Below are 14732 nucleotides of genomic sequence, written 5' to 3'. Positions count from 1 at the left end.
GAGGAGTCCAACATGAGTGGACATCAAGGTCATGACCATAGTCATGCAGCGGTGACTGAAGGCAATGTCAAAAAATTGACGATTGCATTGGTGCTCACATCGACATTTTTAGTCGTCGAGGTTATCGCGGGTTTAATGACCCAAAGTTTGGCATTACTCTCCGATGCGGCACATATGTTTACCGATGCAGCTGCACTTGCGATTGCATTGGCGGCTATTCAAATTTCCAAGCGACCAGCGGATAACAAGCGTACTTTTGGTTATCAACGTTTCGAAATTTTGGCGGCATTATTTAATGCTTCTATGCTGTTCTTTGTGGCGATGTACATTTTGTATGAAGCGTATCAACGCGTTACCCAACCCCCAGAAATTCACAGCGTGGGTATGCTGATTGTAGCAACACTGGGTTTGGTGATTAATCTGATTTCAATGAAGATGCTGATGTCCAGCGCTTCAGAAAGCTTGAACATCAAAGGTGCATACCTAGAAGTGCTTAGTGATGCTTTGGGTTCCGTTGGTGTGATCATTGGTGCGATCGTGATTTATTACACCAATTGGTATTGGGTAGATACGATTATTGCGGTCGCCATTGGTTTTTGGGTATTACCAAGAACGTGGATCTTATTAAAGCAGAGTATCAATATTCTATTGGAAGGCGTGCCAGACGAAGTTGATATTGAAAAGTTAAGAAATGACTTATTAGCGCTGGAGGGTGTTGAGAGTATTCATCAATTGAAAGTTTGGGCGATTAGCTCGAGGAATATTCATTTAACTGTACATTTGTTTGCGCCGAATGCGGATCGGAAACGACTTCATCTCGCCGCAACAGAAATGTTGGCGCACCAACATGATATTGCCGAAGTGACCTTACAGATTGAAGATGATGCTGAGATGAATTGTCAGCATACCCATCAACATGCTGAACCAGTAAAGCAAGATCCGCCACATCAGCATTAAGCTGATGTGGAGGTGCGAGATTTTATGATCGGTGTATTAATTTTGCCATTCGTGATTGCAGTCACGGCATTTCCAATGTTTTTGTGCCTGCATAAAGGCTTGCATTGAAATTTTGAAATCGGGTAGATCACGCCAAAATAAGCCACCTGCAATCACACAGACAGCAAATACAACAACAGTTGCAATTTGTAGACCTTGACCTGCGCCATTGCCAAAAAGCCACAGTGCAATGCTAATCAGCACCAAAATTAATAAAATAAAAATTGCTGGAACAAGTAGCACCAAACTCTTCGGTACATTTGGACGAGGGCTATTTGCACCTTGACTGACAGGCATCACTTTTACGCTTTGGCATTTAGGGCAACGGTATTGCATAGATTTTTCCTATTCTGTTTTGGCTATTTTAGCGAAAAAAGCACAAAAGCTAAAACCGAGAATGGCGTAAATTCAAAAATTTACACGATTGCAGCGCATATTGGGGCTGAGCATCGTGGTAGCGCATAAGTTTAAACTCGGCATGCATCTCGTCTAAAGCTATTCGCTAAAGTATTCACAGTCATGATAAGTTGAACGAAGAATTGAGCGAATAATACGCAAGGAAATACATGCTTCCTACTAAAATTTTAAAATTGCGTTTAGCACGGATTGCAAAAGCCAAGGGGCATCTGTCCACACAAGATAAATTGATGTTGGTCAGTATGGAAAGTCCAGACCTTAGCGCCAATTTCTTTTTGCGTTTATTTAAAGTCTCTTTACCGAAGCAATGGAAATTCAAGCATGAGACAGATGAAGATATTCTCTATACAACTCAGTTGATTCGACTGATTGAAGATGAATTGATCCTAGCGTATGAGTTTCATGCACGGAAATATGCTTGGTATGAGCAATGTGTGGCGTACCAACTGAACTATGTTGTTAAACAGCCGACAGCGCAGCAAATCAATGTATATGTACGTCAGCTCGAACTATGTCTAGATCAACAGCCTAAAATTGATTTACTCAGTTATATTCAACAGCACGATCCGAGTGCGGCACATGCTATTGCTTTGGCAAAAGCCTATGCTGGTGCAGCACAATACAGTCAAGCAATCACACACTATGAATGGGCAGCGCAGCAATCACCACAACGCAATGAAGTTGCTTTTTTTGCTTATATTGATTGTTTACTGCATCGTGATGAGCCTGACTATCAGCTGCATGTCAGTGATGTTGAGTATGCCATTGCTTTACTGTGTCGATACAGCAAAGCAATTGATCAGAAAGCCTATTTGAAAATCTTGTACCGCGCCGTGAGCACTTTACTTCCAGCGGCAATTTTGCAAACACGAGGATCAGAAACCAATATTTTGATGGATGTTGGTCGTGGTTTAAATTCACTGGGCAAATCGTTAGGTGGGATACTGGGAGGACGTGAGTTCCAAATTCCTTATAGCAAAGAGGTGATTGCCAGCGCACCCCAATTATTAACCGATTCTCGTGTGCTAGAAAGTATCGCGCAGTCGAGTTCGATGCAACATGCTTTGCAACGCAAATTGATGCAGACTAAAGATCGAGTTGAACAGCAAAGCACCGAATCGCTACTGGAGAATTTGTGGCGATCTATTCAAAAAGATGCTGACACTTTTTTAACTTTGCTGATAGATCAAGAACAGCATGGGCAACTCATACATCTGCTTACTCAACCCATCTTGGTAGATAGGAAAAAATTAGATTTAGGGGCAATTCATACGATTTTGGAGCATGGTCTCCTTCATTACTTAGGTGATATTCGTCTGGATAAACAGCATGCTGAGCGAAATAGTTTGTATCAACAACGTGATGTTGTTTTTGCTGAAATGACGGCATTGGCGCTGTGGTTCCAGCAAGACGTACTTAAAAGTTATTTGCAGCAACAAAGTCATCAATTACAGCAAGTCAAAAAACTGTCGTGCGGTCAATTCGATGAGATTGCACTATCCAGCGGTTTATTTGCCTATCAATTTGAAATACAAAAACGTGCGCAAGATTTATCGGATTGGTTGCAACAGAAATTAGAGAAAGGCAATGATTTTGACAAGATGCAAGCGGCATGGGTCACGCTACGCGAGCTGGTTCATTTTGATCGTGATGAGGGGCAAGAGAAAATAAATCAGATTCAGCAAAGCTTAGACCAGTACAAAACGATGCGTTTAAATCAAATCTTATTGCGTCCAGATCGAAGTGATATACCCAAGCAAAAACAAGATGAAAAGTAACTGGTTTTGAGTGTAAATTAATCAGATGTACGCATCGAAAATTTGAGGATATGCAACAAAAATACGCAAATCGCGCTGCGTTGCATGCTAATCTAGAAAAAACGTTCGACCAGTTCGGAAAGTGGATTATAGCTCATAAGCAGTGAGCCAATAAGTAAGAAAGGGAAGAGGGAGAGCATCTTGAATCAACAAGATGATAAAAAGGCAATGTTCGATATCATGCCAGCAGATACAGCATCTGATAATAAACCATCATTATCTCGTCGGCTCATCAATAAAACATTGCAACATGCACAAGATGCGGTTGAGTTTGCCAGTGATACTTCTCGTAATATTGCGGGTGTGGCAGATGCGGCATTAGATGCCTTAGATCATGTTACCCATCATACCAAGCGCGGTGTCGAGGGGGTGCGGAACTCTGTGCGAGATATTGTCACAGAAACCAGTGAAGCTGCACGTCAAGTGGCGCTCAGTATGGCCAGAGCCTCTTTGGGGAAGAGCAGCTTAACTTTGTATTTGCCGGAAATGTTGCTCAATAATCAGATAAGAAAACGGATAGATCGTACTGAAATTGATGACATTAAAGTTGAATGTGGCAATGATCGTTTTCATATCGAATTAGACGGACACTATCGCCGTTTTCTTTATCGTCTTTCATTAGAATTTAATGTCTTAGAATGTCGTATTGGACAGGAAAAATATTTACGTCTGCGTCAGGTAGATGAACATTTAGACCTTCAGGTCCGTCATGGCGGAACTTTGACCAATTGGGCGGCGCGTCGAGTGGGCAGTGTCAGTTTTGACGTGATTAATTCTTTGCCTATCCCTTTCTTGATTAATCATTTGATTCGGGATGTACCGGGTATTCAAAAAGAAGGGCATCGTATTTGGTATATTGACCTTGAGGAAGCAGGTTTTATTGATTTTATTAATAACCGCTCTTGGATGGTCGATAAGCTGTTAAGTTTAACTGATTTTAGTATTCTGCCTGGTTTAAATATTTTGCAAGAAAGCCGAGAGTTGGTTCAACAGTTGGTTGATCAATTTGAGATTCGAGGCCTGCGTGTACAATCTGGACGTTTAGAGGTTCAGGTTGGTATTGGGTGAAATGTAGAGGCGAACTGTGTTCGCCTTTAAATTATATCCGTGCATAAAAAAAGCCACTGTCAATGCAGTGGCTTTTTTAGAATTTGGCGTCCCTACGGGGATTCGAACCCCGGTTACCGCCGTGAAAGGGCGATGTCCTAGGCCTCTAGACGATAGGGACTTATATTGAGGCATACATCTGAAACATTAATGGCGTCCCTACGGGGATTCGAACCCCGGTTACCGCCGTGAAAGGGCGATGTCCTAGGCCTCTAGACGATAGGGACGTTTCAGAGGTGGGCGTATATTAGGTTGAATTAGATAATGTGTCAAACGCTTTTCAGGCTAAAAGCTAAAAAAAGCGAACAAGTGGATAAAATTACATCAAAATCAAAAAAATGCAGCTTGGGCAAGCTAAAACGATTGAAGTTTTAGCGAACGCAAGTGCATTTTCTCTGAAATTTATTTATTTGCGGTCACGATAAAAGACATAGTGACTTAAGTAACATGCCGCGATAAAGACTAAACAGACGATGAGACCTGCGTGCATTTCGGGATCTGCGGCCATACTTAAGCCTGTAATAAAGCAGAACACAAATCCTAAGATTGGCACGATAGGATACAGTGGCGCAGCAAATTTCAAATCCTTTGCAGTATAGCCAGCTTTATACCATTGACGTCTAAAGTTGAATTGGCTCAAGCAAATACTCATCCACACGATCACCATGGTGAACGCAGCCACACCTAGCAAATTCTTAAAGATGGTTTCTGGGGCAAAATGCTCAGATAACAGTCCAGGAATTGCACCAAACATCGTCACTACAAGCGCAATAATTGGCGTGCCACTCTTTGAAAGTCGAGAGAAAAGACTTGGAAGTTGGCGTTGATCAGACAGTGACCACATCATTCGAGAGGCGGCATATAGGCCTGAGTTCGCAGCAGAAAGTAACGCCGTAATGATTACAAAGCGGATGATGTCATCTGCATAAGGAATACCAATGTAATTAAACACTGTGACAAAAGGACTGCTACTGACACCTTCACCGCCTAAACCTGCGATTTCGAAAGGCAATAAAGCACTGATGACAATGATGGTTCCAACAAAGAAAATCAGCAAGCGCCAAATGGCGGCATTAATGGCTTTCGGCACGTTCACTGCTGGGTCTTTGGTTTCACCTGCGGCAACACCAATCAACTCAGTTCCAGAGAAGGCAAAGTTTACAATCAGCATGGTGGTAAAAATTGGAATCAAACCTTGAGGGAACCAGCCATGCGTGGTCAAGTTGTGGAACAATGGTGCTGATTCAGTACCCTCAAAAGGAATGAGGCCAAAAATCGCCAGTAAACCAAGCAAAATAAACACGATAACGGTTACGACTTTCACCAATGCCAGCCAAAATTCAGACTCAGCAAAAATACGTGTGGAGCTTAAATTGAGAGCAAAAATGGTGAGAGCAAAAATAATGGTCCAAATCCACATCGAGATATGGGGAAACCATTCCTGCATCAATAAGGCTGCTGCGGTAAACTCGGTTCCCAGTGTGGCAGTCCATGTGAGCCAATAGACCCAAGAGATCATGTATCCTGTGCCTGGACCAATGTATTTTTGCGCGTATGCACCAAAAGCGCCTGCCACAGGCATGTGTACAGCGAGCTCACCGAGACATAGCATCACCATATAAGCGATCAAACCACCGAGGATATAGGCGATAATTGCGCCTACAGGGCCAGTTTGAGCAATAACTTCGCCAGAACCTAGAAATAAACCTGTACCGATTGCACCACCGAGAGAGAGCATCACTAAATGACGCGTACTCATAGCACGTTTTAATGTTTTTGGTGCATTTGGGTCTTGATGGGTATTTGAGTTGGAAGATTGCATACGACAATTTGTCCAAGCATAGAGAAGCGGCTATTTTATGGAAAAATCGAAAATGTGCAATCTGATTTAATGGAAAGATTGTGAGAAAAATATAATTATTAGATAAACAGAATATGGCGTCCCTACGGGGATTCGAACCCCGGTTACCGCCGTGAAAGGGCGATGTCCTAGGCCTCTAGACGATAGGGACAGATGAGGCATTTGTGTGCAACAAAATATTGCAAACTTTTAAACTGAGCTTGCCTGCGCACAGCGTAGCTGTTTGCTTAAATTTTAAGGAAAAGTTTTACTTTTCTAATCTTAAAATTTGGTGGAGCCAAGCGGGATCGAACCGCTGACCTCTACAATGCCATTGTAGCGCTCTACCAACTGAGCTATGGCCCCAGTTTGTGTGAGGCAATATTAGGAGGATTGCACTCACACGTCAATGATTATGTTGGATTAACTCTCACTATTTGCATCATTTTTCGGCAATTTTAGCGATTCATTTAACTTTTCCCACACTTTCAGTTCTTTCTTGCTTGGCGAACCCACAATTTCCAAAGCATGGCGTAAACGCGCAAAGGTTAAATCAGGACCAATCGTCACCATTGCTTGCATCACAGGGGTTGAGCTGGTTGAACCCGCAATCGCAATAAAAAAGGCAGGCATAAAGTCACGCAATTTAATTTCCATTTGATTTGCCAAGTCCATCAGTGTTTGGCTCACCGTGTCATTGTTCCATGTGAATTGGCTTTCTAAGCGCCAAATCGCGAACTGTAAGCTTTGACGAACTTGTTCTTCAGTCAACTTTTTGCTTTCAAATTGTTCTTTGCTGATTTGTGGCATGTGATTGAAGTAAAAACCTGCCCAATTCACAGCTTCTGACAACAAGTTGATTCGCGGTTGAATCGCAGCAGCAATCTCTTCTAAAGTCTTTGGATCATTTTTCCATGTGAGTAAACGTTCTAACAATTGTGCAGGTGTGAGCGCTTTAATCCATTGACCATTTAGCCAATTTAGTTTTTCAACATCAAAGATCGGGCCGCCCAGTGAAACACGTTGTACGTCAAAGTTATCCACCATGTCTTTTAAGGTGAATACTTCACGCTCGTCAGGCATCGACCAACCCATACGACCTAAATAGTTCAATAGAGCTTCAGGTAATACTCCGATATCTCGATAGTAGTTGATCGAGGTCGGATTTTTACGTTTTGAAAGTTTTGATTTATCTGGGTTGCGCAATAAAGGCATATGGCACAGCGCAGGCATGTCCCAGCCAAAATATTGATACAATAACTGGTGTTTTGGTGCAGAAGGGAGCCATTCTTCACCACGTAATACGTGGGTGATTTCCATCAAATGGTCATCTACGACGTTTGCAAGGTGATAAGTTGGCAAACCATCCGTTTTGAGAAGCACTTGCATATCGACTTGTGCCCATGGGATTTCGACTTCGCCACGTAACATATCATTGATTTTACAAATACCTTGTTCAGGTACTTTCATGCGGATGACATGTGGTTCACCTGCTGCAAGACGCTGTTGTACTTCTTCTTGTGAGAGTTTTAAACCACGGCCATCATATTTCGGCGTTTCACCACGGGCTTGTTGTTCAGCACGCATTTGATCGAGTTCTTCTGCGGTTGCGAAACAGTAGAACGCATGACCTTTTTCAATTAATTCAAGTGCATATTGCTTATAAATGCCCATACGTTCAGATTGGCGATATGGGGCATGTGGGCCACCCACATCTGGGCCTTCTGACCAATTTAAGCCTAACCAGCGTAAAGAGTCTAAAATCATTTTTTCAGATTCAGGTGTTGAACGAAGCTGATCCGTATCTTCGATACGTAAAATGAACTCACCACCGTGCTGTTGAGCAAAACATAAATTAAATAATGCAATATAGGCAGTGCCTACATGAGGAAAGCCTGTAGGAGAGGGCGCAATGCGAGTACGAACTGTCATAAGTGATCGGCGTTTAAATTAGAATTTGAACTATTATAACGAAAAAGCCTAGTCACGGTATGACTAGGCTTATTTAAACATGTGAGGAATTACATATTTAATCGTTAAGATGTATGCGGTTGGAATATGGTTTGAACGAAACGGGAAAAACGTTCGTGTTGACTAGCAAAAAAAGTTTGAGTCGGTGTTGTACGAATACTATTCAACATTTTTAATTCATCATCTGTTGCAGATAATGAGGTATTGCGTTTTTGCTGATCGAGCGCTTTAACGATCGGTGAAGTCGTCTTGTCTAGCGTTTTTAAACTGTTGTTTTCTTTAATCGCAGCTGCATGCCCAACAGATATAGAACAAGTTAAAAATAAACTTAGGCATAGTGCTTTTTTCAACTCTAATGCTCGCATTGCTCACATCCCCTTTTTGATTTCTGGTCTATCAAGACCAACCAAACAACTAATAATTTGCTTTATAGATACAATTTAAACATAAAAAATAATAAAAAAGTAGAACTGCGTCACACTTTTTACAAAAAATCTAAAATTTAGCCACGCCGTTATATATGTTTATAACAGTGTTGCTGCTTTGTACACAATACAAATTTAGCAAGCAAATGTGTAGAAAGCGTGGAGGCCCTCACTTTTCAAATGTTAGCTCACAATCTCTCTGTAAACTTATAGTGCAATAGATACATTGATGGGGTATATCTGAAAAGCAGAATAATAATCTATTTATTAATATAACCATATGATTGTAAAGCTATTTGATACTAAATATAGTGCTTATGAATGGGGTCTGATGAGGAAGAAATAAATGAAAATAGTAATAACAACATTTTTGCTGTTGAGTTTAACCAGTGTAGCCCAAGCAGCGACAGCCTTTCTAAATGTATCTTATGATCCAACGCGTGAGTTTTATCAAGAATATAATCAGGCATTTGGACAGTACTGGAAGCAAAGAACAGGTCAAGACGTTAATTTTAAACAGTCACATGGTGGGTCGGGTAAGCAAGCTCGATCCGTGATCGATGGTCTACAAGCAGATGTAGTGACTTTAGCACTTGCCAATGATATCGATGAAATAGCGAATGCTGGTTTAATCCGAAAAGATTGGCAAAAACAATTTAAAAATAATTCTGCACCCTATACTTCAACCATTGTCTTTTTAGTTCGCAAAGGCAATCCAAAGCATATTCGTGATTGGAATGACTTAACTAAAGATGGCGTTGAAATTATTACCCCAAATCCTAAAACAGGCGGTGCGCCGCGTTGGATTTATTTATCCGCTTGGGGTTATGCATTAAAACAACCCGCTGGAAATGATGCAAAAGCGCGTGAGTTGGTCAAAAAACTTTACCATAACGTCAAAGTTCTAGACTCAGGTGCACGTGGTTCTTTAACGACTTTTGCTGAACGTGGTATTGGTGATGTGCTGTTATCTTGGGAAAATGAAGCGTTATTGGCAACTCAAGGTTTGGGAAAAGATAAATTTGAAATCATTTATCCCTCTATTTCGATTTTGGCAGAGCCTTCGGTTGCAGTCGTCGATAAAACAGTAGATAAAAATGGAAATCGTCATTTAGCGCGTGGCTACTTAAACTTCCTTTATTCCCCTTTGGGACAAGAGCTTGCGGCGAAACATTACTTCCGCCCACGGCATCCGCAAGTCGCAGCAAAATATGCAGCGCAATTTCCGAAGATTCAATTGTTCAATATTAATCAGGTGTTTGGTGGATGGGAAAAAGCGCAAAAAACACATTTTGTGAATGGCGCAGTTTTTGACCAAATATATTCCCAAAAGCGATAGAATGACGTGTCGCTGCTTCGGATTACTTAAGTGCAAAAAGCAAATATGCGAGGTATTTGCTTTTTTTATTGAATGGAAAATGATAAGAAAACGGTTTTACCTATGAAAAGTTAAGAATTCTCTACAAAAAGTCGTTTGGTACTGGCATAAAACAAGGTGATAATGTGCAGTTACATTTTTAGCTGTTGATTTATCTACTATGTCGCATATTTCTGTCTTACTTCACGAAACCATTGATGGCGTTTTGGCAGGTCGCGACTCAGGTGTTTTTGTTGATGCCACCTTTGGGCGCGGCGGTCATACCAAATTATTGCTCTCAAAATTAGATCAAAATGCACGTGTTTACGGATTCGATAAAGACCCACAAGCGCTTGAAGTCGCAGCACAATTAGAACAAGAAGATCCTCGATTTAAAATTATTCATGCCAGTTTTGCAGATATACAATCTGAGCTAGCCAAGATCGGTATTACTGAAGTCGATGGCATCATGGCCGATTTAGGCGTGTCTTCACCACAGCTTGATCAAGCAGAGCGTGGTTTTAGTTTTATGAAGGATGGACCATTGGACATGCGGATGGACAATTCGCAAGGTCCGACTGCGGCAGAATGGTTGTTGAAAATTGAAGAAGAACAACTCGCCAATATTATCTATCAATACGGTGAAGAGCGTTATAGTCGCCGTATTGCCAAAGCGATTAAAGCAGCAGGTGAAATTACCACCACTGCCCAGCTTGCAGAAATTGTTAAAGTTGCCCATCCAAAATGGGAAAAGCATAAACATGCTGCAACGCGAACCTTTCAGGCGATTCGCATTGCCTTAAATAAAGAGCTGGATGATATTGAGGTATTTTTACCGCAAGCTGTAGAATTGTTGAAAGCCGAAGGTCAATTAGCCGTGATCAGTTTCCATTCTTTAGAAGATCGTCTAATTAAGCAGTTTATTCAAAAAGAATCGACTCTAGCTGAAGATCATGGTTGGGGCATGCCGCAACAACGTGTTGATACGCGACGTTTAAAGAAAGTGTCTCGTATTCGTGCGAGTGAAGCTGAAGTGAAAGAAAATCCTCGCTCTCGTAGTGCATGGTTGCGAGTTGCAGAGCGTATAGAGCAGAAAGGCAAATAATGAACAATAAAAATGATGACGAGGTTCTACCAAACAGCAAAAATGGACTGAAAAAAGTCGTTGTTTATGCTGTACTTGTTGCACTGGTGTTCACGAGCGCAATGATGGTGGTGTTTCAAGTATTTGAATATCGTCATGACTATCGTGACTTGAGTGCATATATGCGTGAAAGAGATGATTTAAATGCTGAATGGGGGCGTCTGCTTATTGAGCAGCAAACCTTTGGTGCGACGGCACAGATTGGTTCACGTGCGGTTACGCAACTCCGCATGTTCTCACCACCCGCGGCACAAACCGTTGTGATTTCTTTACCTACGACCTCGAAGCAAGATAAATAAGGCATGCTGTATGGCAGATAAGCGAAGTAAACCGATACGAAGAAAACAGCAGTCTATTTCGGCAAAACCAACACTTGCTTTGGATATGTGGCGGTTTTATTTGCTTTGGGGTGTGGTACTGCTTTGTTTCGTGGTTTTAGTGGCACGTGCATTTTATGTGCAAGTGGTCAATAAAGACTTTTTGCAAAATAAGGCCAATGCCAATATTTTACGGACTGAACGTCTAGAAGCAATGCGTGGTGTGATTAGTGATCGTCACGGTGTGCCGCTGGCAATCAGTACGCCGATTATGAAAATCGTGATTGACCCAAGAGATTATTGGGATGCCAAAAAACAATTTAATGAAATTACTGAAGAACTTAAAAAAGATCCGACCAATCGCCGCCTAAAACGTCAATTGCCCAATAAAAACTTAAACTTAGATGAATTGGCAGATGCTGTTGGAATTGACCGTAAAGTTTTAAAGCAGCAAATGAATGATCGGGCACGTTCGCGTTATTTGGTATTGCAAAAAGAAATCCCACCACAACAAGCTGATTTAATTATAAAACGCAATTTTCAGGGTGTTTATACTGAGAAAAGTTATAAGCGTTATTACCCTCAGCCTCAAGCAAATGCACAAATTATTGGTTTGACCAATAGTGAAGGTACGGGTATCGAAGGCTTAGAAATGCAGTTGAATACACGACTGGCAGGGGTTGATGGCGAACAGAAGATTATCCGCGATAAAAAAGGTAATCGCCTCAAAGTTTCGGAAGTGATCAAAGAGGTTGAATCAGGCGAAAACATTACCCTGAGTATTGATTCACGATTGCAATACATTATGTATCGCGAGTTGACTGCTGCGGGTGTTGCAAACAATGCACGCTCAGCCACAGCGATTGCTGTCGATGTCAAAACGGGTGAAATCTTGGCAATGACCAGTTGGCCATCTTATAACCCAAATGATAAGGGCGGGCTTTCAAATAAAGATGCCATGCGTAACCGTGGTGCGATTGATATGTTTGAACCAGGTTCAACCATGAAGCCATTTACTGTTGCTGCTGCATTAGAAAGTGGTCAGTACACACCGAATTCAATTATCAATACCGCACCAGGATCGATGCGTTTGGGTTGGCATACCATTCGTGATACCCATAACTATGGTGCGCTGACATTGACAGGCGTTATTGTTAAATCATCAAACGTGGGTTCAGCGAAACTTGCCTTGTCTTTGCCTAAAGATGCTTTGCCGTCCTTTTTCCGTCGTGTCGGTTTTGGTCAGCGTTCGGATGTAAGATTTCCCGGTGAGAGTGCAGGTTTACTCTATTCGGGAGATAAGCTTAACTCCTCACAACTGGGTACGATGGCATACGGTTATGGCCTGAATGCCACGATTTTACAACTTGCACAAGGTTATGCGATGTTGGCGAATCATGGTATGGAAATGCCATTGAGTTTGCATAAGCTAGAACATGCACCCGAAGGCAAACAAGTGCTTGACCCTAAAATTGCAGATCAAGTTTTAATGATGTTAGAACAAGTCACTTTACCAGGAGGAACTGCAAAACAAGCCGTAATTCCTGGTTATCGTGTTGGGGGTAAAACGGGAACAGCACATAAACTTCGCGCTGACCGTAAAGGCTATTCAAATAGTGAATATCGTGCTTTATTTGCGGGTGTGGCACCTGTGAGTGACCCTCGTTTAGCAATGATCGTTGTCGTAGAAAATCCGCAAGGCCGCTACTATGGTGGTTTGGTTGCAGCGCCTGTTTTTGCCAGAATTATGCAAGAGTCCTTACGCTTACTCAATGTCCCTTTGGATAGACCACTAGATACTTCACCCACTCCAGTGCGCAGGTAAAAAATGTCGATTTGTTTTCAACAGATATATCCGATCAACATCGATGCAGCTTGGTCTGCGCAGCCTTTTAACGGTTTTTGTTTGGATAGCCGTAAGCTTGAAGCAGGGCAAATCTTTATTGCGTTGAATAGTTTTAGTCAAGCTGAGAAAACCCGCCAATTTGCGCAAAATGCATTGGATGCAGGTGCATTGGTGGTGATTAGTGAAACTGCGCTAGGTTTAGAAAAAGAGTGGACCTGTCCAACAGTTCGTCAGTTATTGGGTGAATGGCAAAAACAATATTTGCAGCATGTTGATCCAGTATCGATTTTGCGCGGTATTGCAATCACAGGCACCAATGGCAAAACCACAATTTCTCGTTTAATCGCGGAATTGGTGAGTTCGCAAGGAAAAGGCTGTGCGGTGATGGGGACCACGGGCAATGGTATTTTGCCGAATTTGACACCCTCCAGCCACACGACTTTAGATGCATTACAATTACAAAATGCACTGCATGATTATGCCAAGCGGGGTGCAGCATTTGTTGCCTTAGAAGCCAGCTCTCATGGTTTAGAGCAAGGTCGTTTAAATGGCTGTGAGATTGAAATCGCGGTCTATAGTAATTTAAGTCGTGACCATCTGGATTATCACGGTACTTTAGAGGCTTATGCTGAAGCAAAAGCTTTGCTATTCAAATTTACCACCTTAAAAGCCGTGGTGATTAATTTAGACGATACTTATGCCACGCTCATGTTGGATGCGGCCAAGGCCAATCCATCGCAACCTAAAATCTTAACTTATTCACTGACTCAAGCAGTCGCAGATTATCATATTGCTGATTTGCACTATCGCTTGAGTGGAGCGAGTTTTACGCTGATTGCGCCAACAGGTTTGTATTCAGTTCAAAGTCCATTGCTTGGGCATTTTAATGTCGAGAATTTATTGGCAAGCTTAATCGCAGCTGAGTATGCAGGTTTTGCTTTGGCTGATTTAGTCCAGTTTGTACCACAACTCAAAGGTGCACCTGGTCGTATGCAAGTGATTCAGGATGCTGAGCGGTTATTTGTGGTCGATTATGCACATACCCCTGATGCTTTGATTCAGGTGCTGACGACTTTAAAGCGCCATGTCACGGGTCAACTTTGGGCAGTATTTGGTTGTGGCGGTGATCGTGATCGTGGTAAACGTCCATTGATGACACAAGCGGCACTTGATCATGCCAATCCAGTGGTTTTGACTTCAGATAATCCACGGACTGAAAACCCTGAACAGATTTTTGCGGATATGAAGCAAGAGATTGATTTTGCTGCGCATAGGATCCATGAAATCCATGATCGCCGTGAAGCGATTAGATTTGTGGTTGAACATGCACAAGCAGGAGATATTGTGGTGATCGCAGGAAAGGGACATGAAAACTATCAGGAAGTTGATGGCGTTCGTCATTGGTTTGATGATGTAGTAGAGGTGCAATCAGCACTTACTGCACAGCCACATTCGGTACACTCAGCTTATCCTGCGCAATAGAGTCAAAAGGTAA

12 protein-coding genes and 4 tRNA genes are annotated in these 14732 nt (G+C 42.1%); 8 read left to right on the top strand and 8 right to left on the bottom strand.

Annotated elements, in window-relative coordinates; translation table 11 throughout:
• Positions 1 to 12 precede the first annotated feature (12 nt).
• Positions 13 to 957 carry a cation diffusion facilitator family transporter gene (locus tag F991_RS15550; protein WP_004673247.1) on the top strand — a complete coding sequence of 315 codons (945 nt, stop codon included), beginning with the start codon at positions 13 to 15 and terminating at the stop codon, positions 955 to 957.
• Positions 958 to 993: 36 nt separating this feature from the next.
• Here F991_RS15550 and F991_RS15545 read toward each other — a convergent pair whose 3' ends face one another.
• Positions 994 to 1332, bottom strand: a complete 339-nt coding sequence (locus tag F991_RS15545) for a hypothetical protein (protein WP_004673246.1) — start codon at positions 1330 to 1332, stop codon at positions 994 to 996.
• A gap of 230 nt (positions 1333 to 1562) precedes the next feature.
• Here F991_RS15545 and F991_RS15540 point away from each other — a divergent pair, with 230 nt between their 5' ends.
• Complete coding sequence (locus F991_RS15540) at positions 1563 to 3191, top strand: hypothetical protein (protein WP_004673244.1); 1629 nt, start codon at positions 1563 to 1565, stop codon at positions 3189 to 3191.
• A 180-nt stretch (positions 3192 to 3371) separates the two neighbouring features.
• Complete coding sequence (locus F991_RS15535) at positions 3372 to 4298, top strand: hypothetical protein (RefSeq protein ID WP_004673242.1); 927 nt, start codon at positions 3372 to 3374, stop codon at positions 4296 to 4298.
• Positions 4299 to 4382: 84 nt separating this feature from the next.
• On the opposite strand, the gene F991_RS15530 is transcribed toward F991_RS15535, so the two are convergent.
• The 7 genes from F991_RS15530 to F991_RS15500 all read right to left on the bottom strand — a co-directional run bounded on the left by F991_RS15530 (position 4383) and on the right by F991_RS15500 (position 8513).
• A tRNA-Glu gene (locus F991_RS15530) sits at positions 4383 to 4458 on the bottom strand.
• 30 nt (positions 4459 to 4488) lie between these two features.
• Positions 4489 to 4564 (bottom strand) — tRNA-Glu (locus tag F991_RS15525).
• A 179-nt stretch (positions 4565 to 4743) separates the two neighbouring features.
• Complete coding sequence (locus F991_RS15520; protein WP_004673240.1) at positions 4744 to 6159, bottom strand: amino acid permease; 1416 nt, start codon at positions 6157 to 6159, stop codon at positions 4744 to 4746.
• Between the two features lie 114 nt (positions 6160 to 6273).
• A tRNA-Glu gene (locus tag F991_RS15515) sits at positions 6274 to 6349 on the bottom strand.
• A 118-nt stretch (positions 6350 to 6467) separates the two neighbouring features.
• Positions 6468 to 6543 (bottom strand) — tRNA-Ala (locus F991_RS15510).
• A gap of 57 nt (positions 6544 to 6600) precedes the next feature.
• The gene (gene gltX, locus F991_RS15505; protein ID WP_004673237.1) at positions 6601 to 8109 is read right to left on the bottom strand and encodes a glutamate--tRNA ligase; all 1509 of its coding nucleotides are present in this window, start codon (positions 8107 to 8109) and stop codon (positions 6601 to 6603) included.
• A 104-nt stretch (positions 8110 to 8213) separates the two neighbouring features.
• Entirely contained in the window at positions 8214 to 8513 is a 300-nt protein-coding gene (locus tag F991_RS15500) for a hypothetical protein (protein ID WP_004673234.1), read from the bottom strand.
• Between the two features lie 406 nt (positions 8514 to 8919).
• On the opposite strand from F991_RS15500, the gene F991_RS15495 reads away from it, so the two are divergent.
• The 5 genes from F991_RS15495 to F991_RS15475 all read left to right on the top strand — a co-directional run bounded on the left by F991_RS15495 (position 8920) and on the right by F991_RS15475 (position 14719).
• Positions 8920 to 9912: a sulfate ABC transporter substrate-binding protein gene (locus tag F991_RS15495; protein WP_004673232.1), complete on the top strand. Its 993-nt coding sequence runs from the start codon at positions 8920 to 8922 to the stop codon at positions 9910 to 9912.
• A gap of 199 nt (positions 9913 to 10111) precedes the next feature.
• Positions 10112 to 11035: a 16S rRNA (cytosine(1402)-N(4))-methyltransferase RsmH gene (gene rsmH / locus F991_RS15490; RefSeq protein ID WP_004673230.1), complete on the top strand. Its 924-nt coding sequence runs from the start codon at positions 10112 to 10114 to the stop codon at positions 11033 to 11035.
• Complete coding sequence (locus F991_RS15485) at positions 11035 to 11373, top strand: cell division protein FtsL (protein ID WP_004673228.1); 339 nt, start codon at positions 11035 to 11037, stop codon at positions 11371 to 11373. Before rsmH ends, F991_RS15485 begins: the two co-directional genes overlap by 1 nt.
• A gap of 10 nt (positions 11374 to 11383) precedes the next feature.
• On the top strand, positions 11384 to 13216 hold the full coding sequence (gene ftsI, locus F991_RS15480; RefSeq protein WP_004673226.1) for a penicillin-binding protein PBP3: 1833 nt from the start codon (positions 11384 to 11386) through the stop codon (positions 13214 to 13216).
• Positions 13217 to 13219: 3 nt separating this feature from the next.
• Positions 13220 to 14719 carry a UDP-N-acetylmuramoyl-L-alanyl-D-glutamate--2,6-diaminopimelate ligase gene (locus F991_RS15475; protein WP_004673224.1) on the top strand — a complete coding sequence of 500 codons (1500 nt, stop codon included), beginning with the start codon at positions 13220 to 13222 and terminating at the stop codon, positions 14717 to 14719.
• Positions 14720 to 14732 lie beyond the last annotated feature (13 nt).

The organism is Acinetobacter sp. CIP-A165, assembly GCF_000367985.1.
Taxonomy (GTDB): domain Bacteria; phylum Pseudomonadota; class Gammaproteobacteria; order Pseudomonadales; family Moraxellaceae; genus Acinetobacter.
The sequence above is the reverse complement of the archived record's forward strand: the minus strand, read 5'-3'. Positions and strand labels throughout refer to the sequence as shown.

Coding starts and splice junctions, on each gene's coding strand:
- F991_RS15475 (WP_004673224.1), top strand. CDS start 13,220: ATGTCGATTTGTTTTCAACAGATATATCCGATCAACATCGATGCAGCT.
- F991_RS15540 (WP_004673244.1), top strand. CDS start 1,563: ATGCTTCCTACTAAAATTTTAAAATTGCGTTTAGCACGGATTGCAAAA.
- F991_RS15495 (WP_004673232.1), top strand. CDS start 8,920: ATGAAAATAGTAATAACAACATTTTTGCTGTTGAGTTTAACCAGTGTA.
- F991_RS15550 (WP_004673247.1), top strand. CDS start 13: ATGAGTGGACATCAAGGTCATGACCATAGTCATGCAGCGGTGACTGAA.
- F991_RS15520 (WP_004673240.1), bottom strand. CDS start 6,159: ATGCAATCTTCCAACTCAAATACCCATCAAGACCCAAATGCACCAAAA.
- F991_RS15485 (WP_004673228.1), top strand. CDS start 11,035: ATGAACAATAAAAATGATGACGAGGTTCTACCAAACAGCAAAAATGGA.
- rsmH (WP_004673230.1), top strand. CDS start 10,112: ATGTCGCATATTTCTGTCTTACTTCACGAAACCATTGATGGCGTTTTG.
- F991_RS15500 (WP_004673234.1), bottom strand. CDS start 8,513: ATGCGAGCATTAGAGTTGAAAAAAGCACTATGCCTAAGTTTATTTTTA.
- F991_RS15545 (WP_004673246.1), bottom strand. CDS start 1,332: ATGCAATACCGTTGCCCTAAATGCCAAAGCGTAAAAGTGATGCCTGTC.
- ftsI (WP_004673226.1), top strand. CDS start 11,384: ATGGCAGATAAGCGAAGTAAACCGATACGAAGAAAACAGCAGTCTATT.
- gltX (WP_004673237.1), bottom strand. CDS start 8,109: ATGACAGTTCGTACTCGCATTGCGCCCTCTCCTACAGGCTTTCCTCAT.